The sequence below is a fragment of the Candidatus Endomicrobiellum pyrsonymphae genome (assembly GCF_020328025.1).
Classification (GTDB): Bacteria; Elusimicrobiota; Endomicrobiia; order Endomicrobiales; family Endomicrobiaceae; genus Endomicrobiellum; species Endomicrobiellum pyrsonymphae.
Map to the genome: position 1 here is coordinate 1 of NZ_JAIXMZ010000003.1, position 18419 is coordinate 18419.

General features: G+C 35.4%; 21 protein-coding genes and 1 pseudogene. All 22 read left to right on the top strand.

The window, feature by feature from the left end:
- The coding region (locus LE180_RS00565) for a S16 family serine protease (RefSeq protein WP_374133551.1) at positions 1–430 on the top strand (430 nt) is incomplete at its 5' end.
- Positions 427–1560 (top strand): alanine--glyoxylate aminotransferase family protein, encoded by a 1134-nt coding sequence (locus LE180_RS00570; protein ID WP_374133552.1) that lies wholly within the window; start codon positions 427–429, stop codon positions 1558–1560. The genes LE180_RS00565 and LE180_RS00570, both read left to right, overlap by 4 nt.
- A gap of 97 nt (positions 1561–1657) precedes the next feature.
- On the top strand, positions 1658–1864 hold the full coding sequence (locus LE180_RS00575) for a hypothetical protein (protein ID WP_374133553.1): 207 nt from the start codon (positions 1658–1660) through the stop codon (positions 1862–1864).
- A gap of 94 nt (positions 1865–1958) precedes the next feature.
- Positions 1959–2714, top strand: a complete 756-nt coding sequence (locus LE180_RS00580) for a dihydroorotate dehydrogenase electron transfer subunit (protein ID WP_374133554.1) — start codon at positions 1959–1961, stop codon at positions 2712–2714.
- Between the two features lie 308 nt (positions 2715–3022).
- On the top strand, positions 3023–3187 hold the full coding sequence (locus LE180_RS00585) for a hypothetical protein (protein ID WP_374133555.1): 165 nt from the start codon (positions 3023–3025) through the stop codon (positions 3185–3187).
- 2 nt (positions 3188–3189) lie between these two features.
- Positions 3190–4074 (top strand): site-specific DNA-methyltransferase, encoded by an 885-nt coding sequence (locus tag LE180_RS00590; RefSeq protein WP_374133556.1) that lies wholly within the window; start codon positions 3190–3192, stop codon positions 4072–4074.
- Between the two features lie 5 nt (positions 4075–4079).
- Positions 4080–4847, top strand: coding sequence for a hypothetical protein (locus LE180_RS00595; protein ID WP_374133557.1), 768 nt, complete (start codon positions 4080–4082; stop codon positions 4845–4847).
- A gap of 2 nt (positions 4848–4849) precedes the next feature.
- Positions 4850–5779: a dihydroorotate dehydrogenase gene (locus tag LE180_RS00600; RefSeq protein ID WP_374133558.1), complete on the top strand. Its 930-nt coding sequence runs from the start codon at positions 4850–4852 to the stop codon at positions 5777–5779.
- A 111-nt stretch (positions 5780–5890) separates the two neighbouring features.
- Positions 5891–6535, top strand: coding sequence for an orotidine-5'-phosphate decarboxylase (gene pyrF, locus LE180_RS00605; RefSeq protein WP_374133559.1), 645 nt, complete (start codon positions 5891–5893; stop codon positions 6533–6535).
- Positions 6532–7182 carry a LysE family transporter gene (locus LE180_RS00610; RefSeq protein WP_374133560.1) on the top strand — a complete coding sequence of 217 codons (651 nt, stop codon included), beginning with the start codon at positions 6532–6534 and terminating at the stop codon, positions 7180–7182. The genes pyrF and LE180_RS00610 overlap by 4 nt, the downstream gene beginning before the upstream one ends.
- A gap of 3 nt (positions 7183–7185) precedes the next feature.
- Positions 7186–7761 (top strand): orotate phosphoribosyltransferase, encoded by a 576-nt coding sequence (gene pyrE, locus LE180_RS00615; protein ID WP_374133561.1) that lies wholly within the window; start codon positions 7186–7188, stop codon positions 7759–7761.
- A 36-nt stretch (positions 7762–7797) separates the two neighbouring features.
- A complete protein-coding gene (locus LE180_RS00620) occupies positions 7798–9105 on the top strand; it encodes a Na+/H+ antiporter NhaC family protein (protein ID WP_374133562.1) in 1308 nt (435 codons plus the stop codon).
- Between the two features lie 24 nt (positions 9106–9129).
- Positions 9130–10089, top strand: coding sequence for a phosphoribosylformylglycinamidine cyclo-ligase (purM, locus tag LE180_RS00625; protein WP_374133597.1), 960 nt, complete (start codon positions 9130–9132; stop codon positions 10087–10089).
- A gap of 904 nt (positions 10090–10993) precedes the next feature.
- A pseudogene (locus LE180_RS00630) lies at positions 10994–12049 on the top strand (LTA synthase family protein).
- The gene (locus LE180_RS00635) at positions 12012–12512 is read left to right on the top strand and encodes a hypothetical protein (RefSeq protein WP_374133563.1); all 501 of its coding nucleotides are present in this window, start codon (positions 12012–12014) and stop codon (positions 12510–12512) included. Before LE180_RS00630 ends, LE180_RS00635 begins: the two are co-directional and overlap by 38 nt.
- A gap of 150 nt (positions 12513–12662) precedes the next feature.
- Positions 12663–12821 (top strand): hypothetical protein, encoded by a 159-nt coding sequence (locus LE180_RS00640; protein WP_374133564.1) that lies wholly within the window; start codon positions 12663–12665, stop codon positions 12819–12821.
- A 188-nt stretch (positions 12822–13009) separates the two neighbouring features.
- Positions 13010–14284 (top strand): phosphoribosylamine--glycine ligase, encoded by a 1275-nt coding sequence (gene purD / locus LE180_RS00645; RefSeq protein WP_374133565.1) that lies wholly within the window; start codon positions 13010–13012, stop codon positions 14282–14284.
- Complete coding sequence (gene purE / locus LE180_RS00650) at positions 14274–14807, top strand: 5-(carboxyamino)imidazole ribonucleotide mutase (RefSeq protein ID WP_374133566.1); 534 nt, start codon at positions 14274–14276, stop codon at positions 14805–14807. Before purD ends, purE begins: the two co-directional genes overlap by 11 nt.
- Position 14808: 1 nt before the next feature.
- Complete coding sequence (gene pyrR / locus LE180_RS00655) at positions 14809–15345, top strand: bifunctional pyr operon transcriptional regulator/uracil phosphoribosyltransferase PyrR (RefSeq protein WP_374133567.1); 537 nt, start codon at positions 14809–14811, stop codon at positions 15343–15345.
- Positions 15346–15534: 189 nt separating this feature from the next.
- Entirely contained in the window at positions 15535–16473 is a 939-nt protein-coding gene (locus LE180_RS00660; RefSeq protein ID WP_374133568.1) for an aspartate carbamoyltransferase catalytic subunit, read from the top strand.
- Positions 16457–17728 (top strand): dihydroorotase, encoded by a 1272-nt coding sequence (locus LE180_RS00665; protein WP_374133569.1) that lies wholly within the window; start codon positions 16457–16459, stop codon positions 17726–17728. The genes LE180_RS00660 and LE180_RS00665 overlap by 17 nt, the downstream gene beginning before the upstream one ends.
- Positions 17729–18267: 539 nt before the next feature.
- On the top strand, positions 18268–18419 hold a 152-nt coding region (locus LE180_RS00670), incomplete at its 3' end, for a transposase (protein ID WP_374133598.1).

Below are 18419 nucleotides of genomic sequence, written 5' to 3' on the forward strand. Positions count from 1 at the left end.
AAACAAACTCAAAATAGATGAGAATATGTTTTCAAAAACCGATTTTCATGTGCATGTTCCAGAAGGCGCAGTGCCAAAAGATGGACCAAGCGCTGGTATTGCTTTGGCAACAGCTCTTGCTTCGGTTTGTATGGACAAACCTGTTAAGAAAAAAATTGCAATGACGGGTGAAGTTACACTGAGGGGAAGAGTGTTAGTGATTGGCGGGTTAAAAGAAAAAGTTTTAGCGGCTTATAGAGAAGGAATGAAAATGATTTTGTTCCCTGAGGGTAATAAAAAAGATTTGGTTGATATACCTGAGGATATAAGAAAAAAACTGCAGATGATACCTGTTGCTCACATGGACGATGTAATTTCTTTAGCGATAGAACAGCTTGCAAAAAATAAGAGTAAAGTCGTAAGAAAAAATAGTGGAAGAAGCAGAAAATGATGAAGCGCTATCTGCTAACGCCGGGGCCTACCGCGATTCCACCTGAAGTTGCTCTTAAAGAAGCTCTGCCGATACTCCACCACAGAACAAGCGAGTTTGCGGCTATTTACAAAGATGTCGCAGAAGGTTTAAAATATGTCTTTCAGACAAAAAACGAGGTGTACACGCTTGCTACATCCGGTACCGGTGCCATGGAAATGGCTGTTGTAAATATTTTAAGTCCGGGAGATGAAGTTATAGTAGCGAGCTGTGGAAATTTTGGCGATAGATGGATAAAAATAGCCGAAGAGTATGGTGTAAAAGTTATTTCGGTTTCTGTTGAGTGGGGAAAAGTTGTAAAACCTGAAGAAATAGGAAGAGTTCTTAAGTCAAATTCAAACATTAAAGCTGTTTATACTACGTTTACAGAAACATCGACAGGTGTTGCTAATGATATTAAATCTATTGGTGAAGTAGTTTCAAGAACAAATGCTGTTTTGGTTGTTGACGCAATTTCAGGGCTTGCAGGTCAGGAATTTAGAACAGACGATTGGAAGATCGATGTTGTAGTTTCATGTTCTCAAAAAGGATTTATGCTTGCTCCAGGACTTGCGTTCATAACGTTGAGCGATAAAGCGTGGGAACTTGCCGAAACTTCAAAAATTCCTAAATTCTATTTTGATCTTAAAAAATATAAAGAATCCTATGCTACAAATGAAACCCCCTTTACTCCTCCTGTAACTCTTATTGTAGCTCTTCAAGAATCAATAAGACTTATCAAGGAAAGAGGCTTGGAAAATATGTGGAACGATCATAAAATCCTTGCCAAAGCTGCCAGAGCTGGTATGAAAGCTTTGGGCTTAAATCTTTTTGGTGAAGTCCCATGTGAAGTTGTTACAAGCGTTTCTGTTCCTGCTGAAATTGGAGTAGAAATAGTTAAAACATTGAGAGAAAAATATGGAGTATCAGTTGCCGGCGGACAAGGCGATTTGAAAGGCAAAATTATAAGATTTGCGCATATGGGTTATATCGGAAAAGCTGATTTGCTTGTAGGCTTTGCATGCCTTGAAATGGTTTTAAGCGAGCTCGGCGTAAAAGTTGAAAAAGGTAAGGCAGTAGCTGTGGCTGAAGAGGAGTTGTTGAAAGCATAACGTTGTTTGTTACCGGTTTGTCATGCTGAGGAAGCAAAACGACCGAAGTATCCAAAATTAGGCATATATCGAACAATGCAAACAAGAAAGGTTGAAAATGTTTGGAATAAATAATAAAACAGAAGAATATAATGTTGAGTTTAAAAATAGTAATGAAACAGAAATAGAAGGAGTAAATGAGGGAAAGAAGATAGACAGTATAAACTATGGCGAACTTGTCGTCTGCAGTACAATTTTAGTATTTGTTACGTTGATTTTTGCTTGTATCTTTCCAAACGGTAGATATAGTATAATGAAAGAGTGACAGTTCCTCAATAAAGACTTTCTAGGGTAAACTTCACCTGATGGGGTGTCCATTTGTTAATTCGTTATTGTTCAGTAGCGTTTGTGAGGAGCAAGTGTCTATATCAAAAAGATTTGATAAAAGTTGTAAAATAATTTCCAATAAAGAAATCTGCAACGATTATTTTGAGTTAAAAATTAAAGTAGATGGTATCTCTAAACATTGTTTTCCGGGTCAGTTTTTTATGATTGGCGCGCCGGGCGTTTTTCTTCGTCGTCCTATAAGCGTTCATGACGTTGGTAAAAATACTTCAAGTTTTTTATATAAAGTTGTCGGTAAAGGTACAAAAATTTTGTCTTCAATGCGGTCAGGCGAACTGCAGCTTTTGGGACCTTTAGGCAAAGGGTATGATTTAGAAACTTATAAAGAATCAAATCATGTTATCGTTGCGGGCGGTACCGGAATAGCGTCAGTGTACTTTCTTGCTACTAAATTGAAAAAAAAAGGAATTTTATATTACGGCGCGCGTTCAAAAAAAGATTTATTATGTCTTGATAAGTTTAAAAAAATAGGTTGGAAAGTTGATGTTTCTACTGAAGATGGTTCAAAAGGACATAAAGGTTATATTACCGACGTATTGGCAGAAAAACTAAAAGAAAATGATGTTATATTTGTTTGTGGTCCAACTCCCATGCTTAAAAAAGTTTCACAGATTGCAAAATCAAAAAATGTAAAAGGATTTGCATCGCTTGAAGAAAAAATGGCATGTGGCGTAGGGAACTGTCAAGGTTGTGCCGTAAAAATAAACGGTCAAATTAAAATGACATGCAAAGACGGTCCTGTTTTTAAAATTGAACAAGTGGAATTATAGATATTGGGTATTACATCTCGCGATAAACGCGTGAAAGATGTAATATTTTGTCAGTTGTTGTCACAGTCGCCCTGTTCTATTGCCCATATCCTTCTCACTTCCCATCCCCCTTTGTCTTTTTTTTGCCTCGACCTTGCGAGGTCGCGACGCGACGGACAAGGAACGCACAGATAAGTAGCGCAGTTGCAAACTTCGACTATTTGGGTAGGGAGATTGATCGGGATTGAAGATTGGCAGAATGAGAGGCTGCTTCTCGTCGTAAGATTTTTTTCATGTGTTTGATGTAATGAAGGAGCTTAGATAATTTGATGAAACCTTGCAAGTGTGGTTCAACAGAATTTGTTTCAAATCTAAATAGCTATGATGTTTTTGAGCTGGTTGATGGTAAATTGGAATTTATAAGAAGAGAATTTGCGGATGAAGAAGAGGAGATCTTTTGTCGGAAATGCACTAAAAAAATAAAAATTGAATAACAATGAAAGAATATTATTTAAGAAAAGAATTTACACTGTATAATGGCGACTGTATTGATGTCTTAAAATCGTTGTCTGCAAATTCCGTAGATATGATATTTGCGGATCCTCCTTATTTTTTGTCAAATGGTTCTTTTACGTGCCACGCTGGCAAACGAGTAAGCGTGAAAAAAGGCAATTGGGACCTAGGCAACGGCGCGCAGGAAAATTTAAAATTTCACATCGAATGGTTAAAGGAATGTAAAAGAGTTTTAAAATTGAATGGCACAATTTGGGTAAGCGGCACATATCATTCCATTTATCAGTGTGGCGTGGCTTTAGAAATCAATGAATATCATTTTTTAAACGATATAGCTTGGTTTAAGCCGAATGCAGCGCCTAATTTGAGTTGTCGTTTTTTTACCGCTAGTCATGAAACTTTAATTTGGGCGCGTAAAAATAAAAAAAGTAAGCATATTTTTAATTACGATTTAATGAAAAACGGAAAGTGGCAAGAAGATTCTCTAAAAAAAAGTGGAACGCAGATGCGTAGCGTATGGTCAATTGGTACACCAAAACCTTCTGAAAAACTATTTGGCAAACACCCAACGCAAAAGCCGTTAGATTTGCTTAAGAGAATAATTTTGGCGAGCACTGATAGAGGCGATGTTGTGCTAGATCCTTTTACCGGAAGTTCGACAACAGGCATTGCAGCGATGCTAAATGATAGAACGTTTATTGGCATAGATAAAGAAAAACAATATTTAGATTTATCTATAAAGAGATTTGAGAATTTAAGATCAACTAAAGTAAGTGATACGACTGCCAATAAATTGAATTGCAATTTTTTACAACCTATGTTGTTATTAGAACCTAAAGAAAAATACGTATTAAAAAGAAAAAGGTAAATATAATGGCTAATAGTAAATCTTGGTTGAAAATTTGTAACGATTATAAAATACTTCAACATAACTTTAATAAATCACCATTTTTGTTAAGCGCGACTCAAATAAAAAAATCGTGTCAAGGATTTAAAAAAACAAGCGAGAAAGAAGTTCGTATTTTATGCAAACAAGACACCAGAAAAGATCGTCCCGATATTTTTATTGATAATAACTTGTTTTTACTGCCGGTAAAAAATGGTTTTTACAACATAATAAAAGGCGAAGGATATGTTGATATCCCTAAAGTTAACACGAAAACTAAAATATATCCTTCTAAACTTAATTTTGTGTTGGAAACATCAAAAATAGGCAATTCAGAAATGCAATATTTAGATTACGCGTACGCAAGCAGTTTAATCCGTACTTTTATGAAAGATCCTTCGCTGGTTTTAACTATACGAGGCAGAAAATATACTCCTTCTTTTAATTTTAATGTCAATAAACAGACAATAAACGTAAAGAGCGTTCAAACAGAAGTAGATGCAGGTTATGAGGGGACATCGCAAGTGGTTTTAATTGAGGCAAAATCTTTTGCAACTACAAATGTGATTATTCGACAGTTATTTTATCCATATAAACAATGGCAAGCAGTGACAAAAAAGAAAGTAACAACATTATTTTTTGAGAAGACGTTAAACAATAATGCTTATTCAATTTGGCAATTTAGTTTTACAGATTTCAATGATTATAACAGTATTAGATTTGTTCGTTCTGAAAGATTTGAAATAGAAGAATAATAATGAAACCAGACTTGAGCATAAATTTTGTGGGAATTAAATTTAAAAATCCGGTGCTTACGGCATCCGGGACTTTCGGTTATGGTTATGAACTTGAGGACTTAATTTTGTTGAAACAACTCGGCGGTATTGTAACAAAAACAATTACTTTAGAACCTCGTTCGGGAAACTTGCAACCGAGAATTGCCGAAGTAGCTTCAGGAATGTTAAATAGTATCGGACTGCAAAATATTGGTGTTAGAGCTTTTGTTGAAGAACCTCTTGAAAAGTTAAACAAAATCGGCGTGCCTATAATTGTAAGCGTTGCCGGGGCATCTACAAACGAGTGTGTCGAAACTGTAAAAATATTGAGTAGACAAAACGGCATATCTGCAATAGAACTTAATTTGTCATGCCCTAATTTAAAAAAGAAAATAGTTTGTCACGATTTACCCTTAATGCGGAATGTAATAAAAGGAGTAAAAAAAGTGTCGAAAGTTCCTGTTATTGCAAAACTGTCTCCGCTTGTAACTGATATTGCAGAACTTGCTTTAGTGGCGCAGAATACAGGAGCAGATGGGGTAACTCTTGCAAATACTTATCCCGCAATGGCTATAGACGTTAAAACTTTTAAGCATAAACTTTCTACTGTTAAAGGAGGAATGTCAGGAGCTTGTGTAAAGCCGATGTCTGTGCGTTGCGTATATGACTCTTATGGAAGTATAAAGATACCAATTATAGGTTGCGGTGGTATAACGACGGGTGAAGACGCAGTTGAATTTATGCTTGCAGGGGCAACGATGGTAAGCGTCGGAAGCACGAGCTTAGTTTCTCCGAAAAAATTAATAACTATTATTGATGAGGTTGAAAACATATTGAAAGAGAAAAATATTAAATCTGCAAAACAAATAGTTGGTATGCTTAATACTGTAAAAAATAAAAGCAGTCCTTGATCCCGCGTACACACTGTCAGTGCTTGTGGCATTAGCACACCTCATATCCCGGTGACTTCGCCTTCGCTTCGCCACTTTCTGAGAAAGCGCAATAAAAAAAGGAAAAGGAATATGAAAAAGATTATATTGGCTCTCGATGTTTATGATTTTAAAAAAGCTGAAAAACTTGTAAAAGAAACTAGTCCTTATATTGATGTTTACAAGGTCGGACCTATACTGTTTTTGCAGTCGGGCAAAGAAATAATAAAAATGATTAAAGATAACGGGAAAGAAGTATTTTTGGATTTAAAATTTCACGATATTCCCGTTACTGTGAAACGTTCGGTTGAATCTGCAAGAGAGTTGGGTGTGTTTAGTTTGACTACGCATTCAATAGGCGGAGAAGAAATGCTTAAAGCCGCCGCAGCTATTGAAAATAGACCAAAAATTTGGGCGGTAACGGTTTTAACAAGCCAAATTATAACTCCGGAAGAAGTTACAAGAAGGGCAAAACTTACAAAATCCTGTGGGATTGATGGTGTGATTTCTTCTCCGTTGGAAATAGCGCTTATTAAAAAAGAATGCGGAAAAGATTTTAATGTCGTTACTCCGGGTATCAGACTTTTAAAGGTTAATGATGATCAAAAAAGAGTCGCAACTCCGGAAGTTGCGATAAAAGAAGGTGCTGATTTTATAGTTGTAGGCAGACCAATACTTGAAGCTGAAAATCCTGCTGAAGCTACAAAAAATATTTATGAGAGGACTTTGATAAAATGAATCTTTCTGTAAAAAATGCAAACAAGTTATTTCGCGATGGACTAAGGATAGGTCTTTTGTTGCAGGTTGGAGGCATAGGTCCGATTTGTATGTTGGTTTTCCGTCTTTCTTTATCTTTGCCCATAGCAAAACTGTTAGTAGGTATTGTAGGTATAACGCTTGCAGACGTTATATATACCGGATTGGCTGTTCTTTCAATATCTGCTATTATGAAAAAAATACAAGGTTATCAGAGAATTTTTGATATTGTTGTGGGCATAGCTTTAATGGTATTTGGAGTATTATTTATAACTGCCGGACATGTTGTGGATTCAAATACTTTTCAAGGTCACGATCTGTTTTTCTGGTTATTTGGATTGACTATCGCAAATCCTATTACTATTTTGTTTATTACAGGAATTTTTTCGCTTGAAATCAGCAAGCGAAATATGAATTTAAAAGAATCAGGTGTTTTTGCGTTTGGATTTTCGTTAGCCGCTCCTATTTTTCTGACTTTTGTTGCATCGGTCGGCAGTCTTACAGGAAAGATTTTCCCAAGCGTTGTTATTCAAATAATTAATACTATGATGGGATTTGTTTTGGTGTTTTTAGGAGCAAGAAATATATTTTTTAAAGGCAAGAAAAAAAAATTACCTGAGGATGTATAATATATGCAGCAAGAACAATTAAAAGAATTATTTAAGAAAAACAACGCCCTTTTAACCGGCCATTTTAAGCTTTCAAGCGGACTTCATTCCGATACGTATTTTCAGTCGGCTCTTATTTTACAACATCCAACAGAAGCGGCAAAACTAGCTGAAGAACTAGCAGAAAAAATTAAAGAAAATAATATAGAGATTGATGTTGTTGTTTCTCCGGCAATGGGCGGCGTTATTATTGGTCATGAAATGGGAAGAGCGTTAGGTACGAGCGCAATATTTACCGAAAGAGTTGACGGAAATGTTGCTTTACGAAGAGGATTTTTTGTAAATGATGGCAAAAGAGTTTTAGTAGTTGAAGATGTTATAACAACTGGTCTTTCCACAAGAGAAGTTATAGATTCCTTAAAATCTTCAGGGGCAAAAGTTGTTGCAATTGGATCTCTTGTTGATAGAAGCGCTGGGAAAATAGACTTTGGTGTTCCAAGATATTCTCTATTAAGTCTTGAAGTGAAAAGCTATAAAGAAGGCGAATGTCCTATGTGTAAGAATGGGAGTGTTGCAATAAAACCGGGTAGCAGGAAATAAACATTCTTAGATTTTTATAGCGAGGAAGTTTGATCCATGAATATATTATGGGCATTTGCCCCGATTCTTCTTTTTGTATTTATTTTTGTTGGTAGCGGAATATATTTTTCTCTAATGGGTTATGCAGAGTCGTTTACTATACTACCGCCTGTGGTTGCGATAGTACCGTCTATAATTTTAGCATGGGTGAGAAATCACAAACCCACAGAAGAAAAAACAACAGATTTTCTCTCAGGAATTGGCGAGAAAGATATCATATATATGTGCGTGTTGTTTCTATTAAGCGGAGCTTTTGGAGAGGTGACTAAAAGCATAGGCGCGATAGACTCTTTGGTAAATTTCATAATATCTTTTGTTCCCGGAAAGTTCTTACTAGTAGGAATATTTTTAATATCTGCTTTTTTATCAACTGCCATAGGTTCGGCTCTTGGAACGGTAGCTGCTGTAGGACCGGTAGCTGCTAATTTTTGCTTGCATGCTAATGGTCTTTCAATGCCTGTCGCTATGGGCGCAGTTATAGGAGGGGCTTTTTTTGGAGATAATTTGTCGCTGGTTTCGGATACTACAATTGTAGCTATATCGTCTCAAGGCGCAAATGTCAAAAAGAAATTTAGTATAAATCTCAAAATAGCATCCGTTGCCGTTATAATAGCTATTATTGCTATGTGGTTTTCCGTGACAATAACTGCAGATCAAATGCACGGCCACGATTTTTCTCTAATATTAATTCTACCATACGTTGCTTTGTTGGTTCTGGCTTTTAACGGAGTAAATGTTTTGGTTTGTTTGATGCTTAGCATATTATTCTCTGGTGTTATAGGTCTTTGCTATCGCTCTGATTATTCTCTGCTAACATTTTGTAATGGCATGAATTCTGGATTTTTAAAAGTATATGGGGTACTTTTGCTTGGTTTAATGGTCGGAGGTTTATCTGGACTTATAGGCAATGATGTGGTAAAAGAAACTGCAAATGTTATATCCAAACGTATTTTAAGAGGCAAAACTGAATCCAAGTTGCCTCAGTTTATCATAAGTGGCTTGGCGATCATGTTTACGTTTCTTTTGTCAAACAATGTTATAGCCATAATTTGTTGTGGAAAAATAGCTAAAGATATAGCTAAAAACAATGAGATTTCTCCTCACTATTCTGCTACCATACTCGAAGTGTTCGCATGTGGAGTAAAAGGGTTGCTTCCACACGGTACGCAGGTTTTGCTTGCAGCGTCTCTTGCGGGCATATCGCCTATTAGTATTTTGCCGCGCGTGTATTATTGCCATGCTTTAATAGTTGTGAGTGTATTGTTTATTTTGGTTGTAAGTAAAAGAAGTTCAATTGTAAATTGATAAGAAGAGGGAATACAAATGTCTATAACAACATATAGAAAAGCAGGCGTAAACATTGAGGCAGGCAACGAACTTGTAAAAAGACTTAAGAAAAAGTTACCTAAAATAGGTGGTTTTGGAGGATTATTCCCCATAGTCGGGACAAAATACAATCTTGTCAGTTCTACAGACGGGGTAGGTACAAAGTTAAAACTTGCTTTTCTGTTAAATAAGCACGATACTGTAGGAATAGATTTGGTTGCAATGAACGTAAATGATTTAATATGTGTCGGTGCAAAGCCTTTATTTTTCTTAGATTATTTTGCCTGTGGCAAACTTAATGTGGATCAGGCAGAGCAAGTTATCAAAGGTATAGCTAAAGGATGCAAATTGTCATGTTCACAACTTATAGGTGGAGAAACTGCCGAAATGCCCGGATTTTATAAAGATGGAGAATACGATTTAGCAGGTTTTTCAGTTGGCATCATTGAAAAAGGGAAAGAAATTAACGGAAGTAAAATAAAATCCGGCGATGTAATAATAGGATTGCCGTCAAGCGGACCTCATTCAAACGGATATTCTCTTATAAGAAAAGTTTTCTCGGATTCAGAATTAAAAAAATATTCAAGACAGCTTCTTGCTCCCACAAGGATCTACGTTAAAGAGATTCTTGCCGCTCTTACAAAATTCAACTCAGAAAAACAAGATATAGTAGGTATTGCCCATATAACAGGTGGGAGTTTCTATGACAAAATAGCAAGAATCTTGCCTGAAAATATCAGAGTGGTTATTGAAAAAGGTTCGTGGAAAGTTCCTGAAATTTTCAAACTTGTTCAAGAAAAAGGAAACGTTCCTGAAGAAGACATCTATAGGACGCTCAATATGGGAATAGGGATGATTTTAATTGTTCACGCTAATGTTGCCACGCAGGTGAAGAGATTTTTTAAGGACGCAGAGGCAATAGGATATATTAAAAATGGTAAAAAAGGCGTTGAATTAATATGATGCGTGAAATTTTTTCAGTGGAAACTTCAATTCAAATGGAACCATTGAAAAAGGATAAGAAAAAATGAATTGAAAAGGGATCTAATGTGGAATATAAATAAAAAAATATTTTATTTATACAGTGTCAGCAGGATGTAAAACTCAAAATAAATGTTGCGTTGATATGTTTTTTGTCATCTTGAATAATATTCTCGAATAATATTCTCGTTATTTCGTTTCTTGTTTTATACTGTATATCATAATACTTTTTCAAATATACCATTAAGAAATGTAATATTTTCATTTATTTATGGATTACGTTTTGATATTTCAGTTATCAATATGTTTCTGTGATATTTTATCATTCTTCTGTTTATTCCTTTTGCTCAAAAATCTCATAAGTTTTTAAAAATTTGAGGATAAATGTATAACAAAAAATTTTAAGTCGTTAATTTTTAAAATAATATCTATTAATTTTATATTTTTATTGTTGATGTCGGTATTTCGTTTCGTATTTTTTACGTACTATGGCAAGGGACTGAGTTTTGAAGAGCTTGGTTTTGATATATTGAAAGCATTTTATATGGGCGTGAGATATGATTTAGCAGTTTTGGCATATTTGAATATCCCTATAACTTTTTGTTTGGTTATTTTATTGTTTGTTAATAAGGAACTTATACTTAAAAATATTATTACTTTTTTTAAATTATATTACACTATCTTCGTGGGAAGTCTTTTTCTTTTGTTAATTTTTGATTTTGGTTTCTATTCATATTTTCAAAATCATTTCAATATTTTGATTTTTGGACTGTTTGAAGATGATACTAAGGCATTACTGTCAACGTTTGCTGAGAATTATAATCTGTTTCTAGCAGTTGGCAGTTTTATTTTGTTGTATGTAATAATTTTTATTCTTTCAAAATATATGTTGGTTTTAAAATATGAGAAAGATGTTTTTCCAAGAAAGTATGTGTTTAAAATAGTGGTTGCTGTTGCAATGATATTGGTTAATTTCATGGCGGCAAGAGGTTCTTTTGGAATTTTTCCTCTTGGTATGGATAACGCGGAAGTTTCTTCAAATTCGTTTTTAAATAAAGTTTCCATAAACGGAATATATACTTTACAAAATGCCATAGAACTTAGACATCAAGACAATAATAAAGTTGATTACGCAACAAAAGCCGGATATGAAAGTGATATAAGAAAAGCATTTGCGGATTATTTAAATATTAACATTAGCGATATCCCTGAAAAAAATCCTGAGGACTCTTTATCTTGCGTACTGCCATATAATAAAGCGATAGAAGATTTAAAGCCAAATGTTATTCTTATTGTTATGGAAAGTTTTGGTGGAGATTTAGCAAAATATAACTCCGAAACGTTTAATGTTTTGGGCGAATTAAAAAAACATTTCGACACAGATTTGGTTTTTTATAATTTTTTACCAGCGCATGAAGGCACTATAGGAAGCCTCGAAGGTATTATTACAAACGTAGTAAGATTACCGTTTTCAATCTATTTATCACAATCAGAATATGCATACAAAAAATATGCTTTTTCAGGTCCAATACCTTATAGAAATAAAGGTTATGAAACCACTTTTTTATATGGCGGTAACGTAGGCTGGAGAAATGTAGGCAATTTTATGCCAAACACTGGTTTTGATAATGTTTTAGGCGATGGCAGTATGGATAATGCTTAGACTCGCAGTCAATGGGGTGTTTATGATGAACATCTTTTTGAATATTTGTTTGAAGTGTTAAGTCAAAACGAAAAACAAAAATTTATTTATGTTATGACAACAAGTAATCATCCTCCGTATTCAATACCAAATGATTATAAACCTCTTCCTCTTAATGTCCCTGAGACCTTGGATAAGAACATAATAGGAAGGAGGCTTGCTGATAAAAGATTTATTACTTATCAGTACTCAAACGAAATGCTTGGCAGGTTTATTACAAAAATCAAAATATGCAGATAACACCATTATAGCAGTTACAGGTGATCATAATTTTTGGAACGTTATAGGTTATTCAGAAAAGACGATGCTAGATTCATTCAGAGTTCCATTTTATCTATACATTCCCAATACGTTGAAACCTAAAAACATAGACACTTCTGTTTTCGGTTCACATTTAGACATTTTGCCAACTTTGTACAATGTATCGATTTCAAGCACGGAATATACAGCTATGGGTAAAAATCTTTTATCAAATCAGACCAATAATAATATTATTTCAATAGATAATGGTTTTATAATGAATAACAGTAGCATTGTAAAGTATAATTTCAATAATGGCGAGGCAGCATTCTATAAGTGGAATCGGAGTAAAACAGGAGAAATAGAACAATCCTCTGAAACAAAGGAACATAAAGATTTAATTAAACATTATTTGTCCGGCATAGCTATTTCCGATTACTTAATTAAGAATACTGGCAAATAACTCCTTGAAATGTGAATGAAGCTCAGTGGCAAGAAATTTTGGTACTTTTGTTTCGTCTGACAAAAATACAATTGATTGCTAACACTTTTGTTATTTTGTAGAATTACGTAAACTCGTTGTTACAGAAAATTTGTAAAAAGGACGTGTAAAATGGGTTGTTGCGTGAGTTGTTTGTTTCAAGATGGCAATAGTCTCGATGAAAAAGGCAGTGGTGTGGCTTTTTGTATGGTCAAAAAGAAGTGGTCGCCAAAAAATGAGTCGTGTAAGAGTTTTACTGAGTTATGCGGATTTAAGCAAAGAAACACGTAGCCAGTACGCGTTTAAAATTCGTTCAAGCAAGTTTTATGGAAATAGTGAGATGGCATAGGCTGTCAGGCAGAAATGGAAAGCAATGATAATTACTTTGATTTTTTGCTTTTGTTATTTTTGTTGCAACAGTGAAATTTTTCGATAAATACATTTTCTAAGAAATTTAATACTTATAGTCAGGGGATTGAATGAATTTGTTAGTTATAGGCTCCGGCGGAAGAGAGCATGCAATATGTTGGCGTTTTGCAAAAAGTTCTAAAGTTGACAAAATATATTGTGCGCCGGGAAACAGCGGAATATCGCAAATTGCTGAGAGCGTAGATATTGCAGCAGACGATTTTGCTAAACTTGCAGACTTTGTTAAAGCAAATAAAATAGATTTTACTTTTGTAGGTCCTGAAGTTCCATTGTCTTTGGGAATAGTGGATTATTTTCAAACTAAAGGTTTAAAGATAGTAGGTCCATCAAAAAATGCCGCTAAATTAGAATCAAGCAAAATATATTCTAAGGAATTTATGCTGAAGTATGGTATTCCTACGGCGCGGTATAATAATTTTGCAAATGTTGGTGACGCTTTAAAATTTTTAGAAAGTTGGGAAGAAAATAATAAAGTTGTAGTAAAAGCCGATGGACTTGCATCCGGTAAAGGCGTTTATGTGTGTAATGGCAGAGAAGATGCTAAAAATGCCGTTAGGCGGATGATGAACGAAAAGGTTTTGGGCGATGCCGGAACAAGCGTAATTGTAGAAGAATATATCAATGGTCTAGAACTTTCGTGCTTAATGTTTACAGACGGCGTGTCTTATTCTGTGATGCCTGTCTCCCAGGATCATAAACGTATATACGATGGCGACCGAGGTCCAAATACCGGCGGTATGGGGGCATATGCTCCTGCTCCTTTGGCTATGGGTAATGTGAGTAAAAAAATTGATGCCATCGCTCGTAAAGTTATAGGTGGTATAAAATCTGAACAACTTGACTATAAAGGAGTTTTGTACATTGGTATAATTATGAACGACGACTCTCCGTACGTTTTGGAATTTAATTGTCGTTTTGGTGATCCTGAAACGCAAGCTGTTTTGCCACTACTAGATACAGATTTAACCGATATTTGCATGGCAATTTTAAATCAAAAACTTTCAAATATAACGGTTAATTGGAAAAAAGAGTTTTCGGTTTGTGTAGTACTTGCGTCAGGCGGATATCCGGAAAGTTTTAAAAAAGGTTTTGAAATAAAAGGAATTGAAAATATAAATGACAAAAATACAATGGTATTTCATGCCGGAACAAAATTTGAAAATGGCAAATTTGTTACTTCCGGTGGAAGGGTGTTGGGTATTGCTTCAGTAGCAAACAACATAAAAGATGCTATAGATAAAGTTTATGTAAATGTTAGACTTATTCATTTTGAGGGTATGTATTATAGACGCGATATAGCATGGAGAACTTTAAATGAAAAATAGAATCGATGTTGCAATTATTGTTGGTTCAGGTTCAGATTTAGTTTTGATTAAAGAAACTGTTAAGACATTGAAAGAGTTTGGATTGGGTTATAGTTTAGGTATAGCCTCGGCTCATAGAACTGCTCAACATTTAGAGCGCTGTATCAAAGATGCAGAAAGCTCAGGGGTAAAAATTTTTATAGCTGCCGCTGGTATGTCTGCCGCACTTCCCGGTGTCATTGCTTCCAAAACAATTCTTCCCGTTATAGGTGTTCCTGTTGAAAGCAAAAATCTTTCAAATTTGGATTCTCTGTTTTCAATAGTTCAAATGCCAAAAGGCGTGCCTGTTGCAACGGTTGCAGTAGGTAAAGCAGGCGCTGTAAATGCGGCGATTTTAGCCGTGCAGATTATAGCTGTAAGTGATGATAATTTAAAAGAGAAACTTAAAGTTTATAAAGTGAAAATGTCGGAAGCTGTAGTTGAAGAAGATTTGAAGCTCAAAAAAGATGGAATAGAAAAATATGTCGAAGGATTAAAAAAATAAAATGTCAAAAATTATACTTGATGCTAAAGCATTTCAAAACGCTGTAGATACGATTTCAAAAGAGATTTTTGAAGATAATCGAGATATAATAAGCGAGCTTACGATTGTCGGAATACAAAATAAAGGCGTATTTTTGGCTAAAAGAATTCTTACCATAGTTGCAAAGCTTGCGGGGATAGATAGAGAACAAATATCGTTTGGAACTTTAGATATTACGCTTCACAGAGACGATCTTGACGATTTCGGTTCTGATATGCCTGTTATCAAGGATACTGTTATCCCCTTTGATATGAGTCGTAAAAATATAATTCTGATCGACGATGTTCTTTATACAGGTAGAACTGTAAGATCGGCTTTAGATGTTTTAATGGATTTTGGCAGACCAAAATCCATTCAACTTGCGATTCTCGTTGACAGAGGTTTTCGTGAGCTTCCAATAGAAGCGAAGTATGTAGGTGTAAAATATCAAAGTGAAAAATTTATCAAGGTTGAATGTGAAGAAACAGATGGAATGGATAAAGTTACGGTTGCAAAATAATGGTATTATAGTCAAATCGCTTTAAATTGCTCTGTTAATTTTTAGCATCACCTCGTCATTGCGAGACTTGTGCAACATCTACAAATCGTAGCAATCTAGACAACAACAATGCTGGATTGCTCCGTCATTTCATTCATCGCAAAGACACCGCGCAATTTAAAGCGATTTGATTATACAATAGGAGCGAAAATGTCTCTTACTCGCAAAGACTTACTTGGTCTTGAGCATTTTGACAGAAAAGATTTACAAACAGTTTTAGATTCGGTGAAACCGTTTAAAAGTCTTTTTACAAGATCTGTGAAGAAGGCTCCCACGTTGATAGGTAAAACAGTAGTAACTTTATTCTATGAGCCATCCACGCGTACAAAAACTTCGTTTGAAATTGCTGCTAAAAGGCTTTCTGCCGATGTTGTGAATGTCGCCATAAATACTTCAAGTGTTGTAAAAGGCGAGAGTCTTATAGACACAGGTAAAACTCTTGAAGCAATGAAAGCAGATTATATAATCATCAGGCATTCATTGGCCGGAGCGCCAGATATTCTCGCAAGAAATCTTAGTGCATCTATAATAAATGCCGGCGATGGATTCCACGAACATCCTACTCAAGGGCTTCTTGATTTATATACTATGTATGAAAAAAAGAAGAAATTTGAAGGACTAAAAGTGTTACTCGTCGGTGATATATTACATTCGCGAGTTGCGAAGTCAAATATATGGGCGCTAACAAAGATGGGCGCTGAAGTTGCCGTAGCTGGTCCTCCGACTTTGATTCCTATCGGTATTGAAAACTTGGGGGTGAAAGTGTATTACAATTTAGATGAAGCTGTTAAAAAAGCTGATGTAGTAAATATTTTAAGAATACAACTTGAGCGCCAGAAAGAAAATTTGTTTCCGTCGGTTCATGAATATGTCGAGCTCTATCAGTTGACGAAAGAAAGACTTGCGACGGCAAGACCAGGTGTATTAATTATGCATCCAGGTCCTATGAATAGAGGAATAGAAATCTCTTCCGATGTTGCCGATAGCTCAAATGCTGTAATTAATGAACAAGTCACAAACGGAATAGCAGTGAGAATGGCAGTTTTATATCTTTTAAGTCCAAAGAGGAAAAATGCGTCTGCAGATTAAGAATATCAGAGTAGTTGATCCGTCACAGAATAAAGATATTGTGGGTGATATTTTTATTGACAATGGTAAAATTGTATCGCGATTTTCAGGCGGCGCAGATAAAATTATTGACGGAAAAGGCAAAATTGCTGTTCCCGGACTTATTGATGTTCATTCTCATTTGAGAGAACCGGGACAAGAAGACAAAGAGACTATTTATACAGGTATGCGCTCAGCTGCAAAAGGCGGAATAACAACTGTTTTTTGTATGCCAAACACTAAGCCTGTTATAGATAATGCTCCGACCGTTGAGTTTGTTCTTCTTAAAGCTCAAAAAGAAGGATTAATTAATGTTTTTCCTGTAGGTTGCGCGACGAAAGGATCTCAAGGTGTAGAACTTTCGGAGATAGGAGTTCTTAAAAAAGCCGGAATTATTGCGGTTAGCGATGATGGGTCGCCTATATCGAATTCACAAATTATGCGTCGTACTTTGGAATATACAAAGATGTTTAAGCTCCCCGTTATTTCGCACAGTGAGGATAAAGAATTAAGTAGAAATGGCGTTATGAATGAAGGAAAAAATTCTACAGTTTTAGGTTTAAGGGGTATTCCAAAACAGGCGGAAGAAGTTATGGTAAGTCGTGATATAATGCTTGCAGAGCTTACAGGTGGGTATTTACATATCGCTCATATTTCAACTGCCGGGTCAGTGTGTTTAGTAAGACAGGCAAAGGAGAAAGGCATAAAAGTTACCGCAGAAACTTGCCCTCATTATTTTACTTTAACCGATGATGTTGTAAAAGTTTATGATGCAAATACAAAAATGAATCCTCCATTAAGAGAGCAAAAAGATGTTGACGCAATAAAACAGGGTCTTGCAGATGGAACGATAGATTGTATAGCTACAGATCATGCACCTCATACTCGCGAAGAAAAGAATAGAGAATTTGATTTAGCTCCGTTTGGTATCATCGGTTTTGAAACAATGTTAAGTCTCGTTTTAAACGAGCTTGTGGATAAAAATGTCTTAAGTCTTTTAGACGCAATATCAAAAATGACTTTAAATCCTGCAAAGATTTTTAATCTTGTCGACAGAGGATCTCTTAAAGACGGAAATATTGCAGATATAACAATAATAGATCCAAAATATTCTTATGAGTTCAAGAAAGAAAATATAGTTTCAAAAAGTAAGAATTCGCCTTTTATAGGAAGGAAATTTAAAGGCGGAACTGTTATGACTATAGTGGCAGGCAATATAGTCTGGCAAGCGCAGTAGCGTTCGTCTTTTGAATTTATACGTTGCTACGTAGCACAGCCTCGTCTAAATTCAAAATCCTTCGCGCTGAAATGCAAAGTGCAAGATTGTAGTGATTCCTTTTTCAGAGAAAGGGGAATTTAATACCGTGTCTTTATTCCCCCTTTTAAAAATAAGTCGTTCTTCCTTAGCAGTCTGCCATCGAGTGTTTTAATCAGGGTAGCATTGACAAGAATATTGTTGCTTATTTAGCAAGATTGAACGTAATGAACAACTAGTTTTAATAGACTTAACAGGCGACTATGAAGCCGAAGTTCACAATGTCCATAAGAGCGCAAGATCGTAGAGTAAAACAGTAAGATTACACGAGCAAGGCAAAAACAAACAGTTAAAAGAGCTTATAAGTCGTCGTGAAAATCTTAAAGGAATGCTTCAAAAAGAGCGCAATCGTGAAGGATATTTTGACGATAAAGGAGACAAAGGTTCCACAAGAGTAATCATTGAAGCATTGCAGAAGCAATAAGTTCTGTGAAATCAGTAGGCGAAAAACTACTACGACCTTGTTAAGAGAAATTGCTGCTTTAGCTGGTCTTGCTCCTTATGCCAATGATAGCGGTAAGTCTAGCAAAAGGCGTAGAACTTCTGCTGGTCGCCCTCTTGTTAAACGCATGCTCTTTATGTGCGCTATGGGCGCTGTCAGAAACAATAAAGA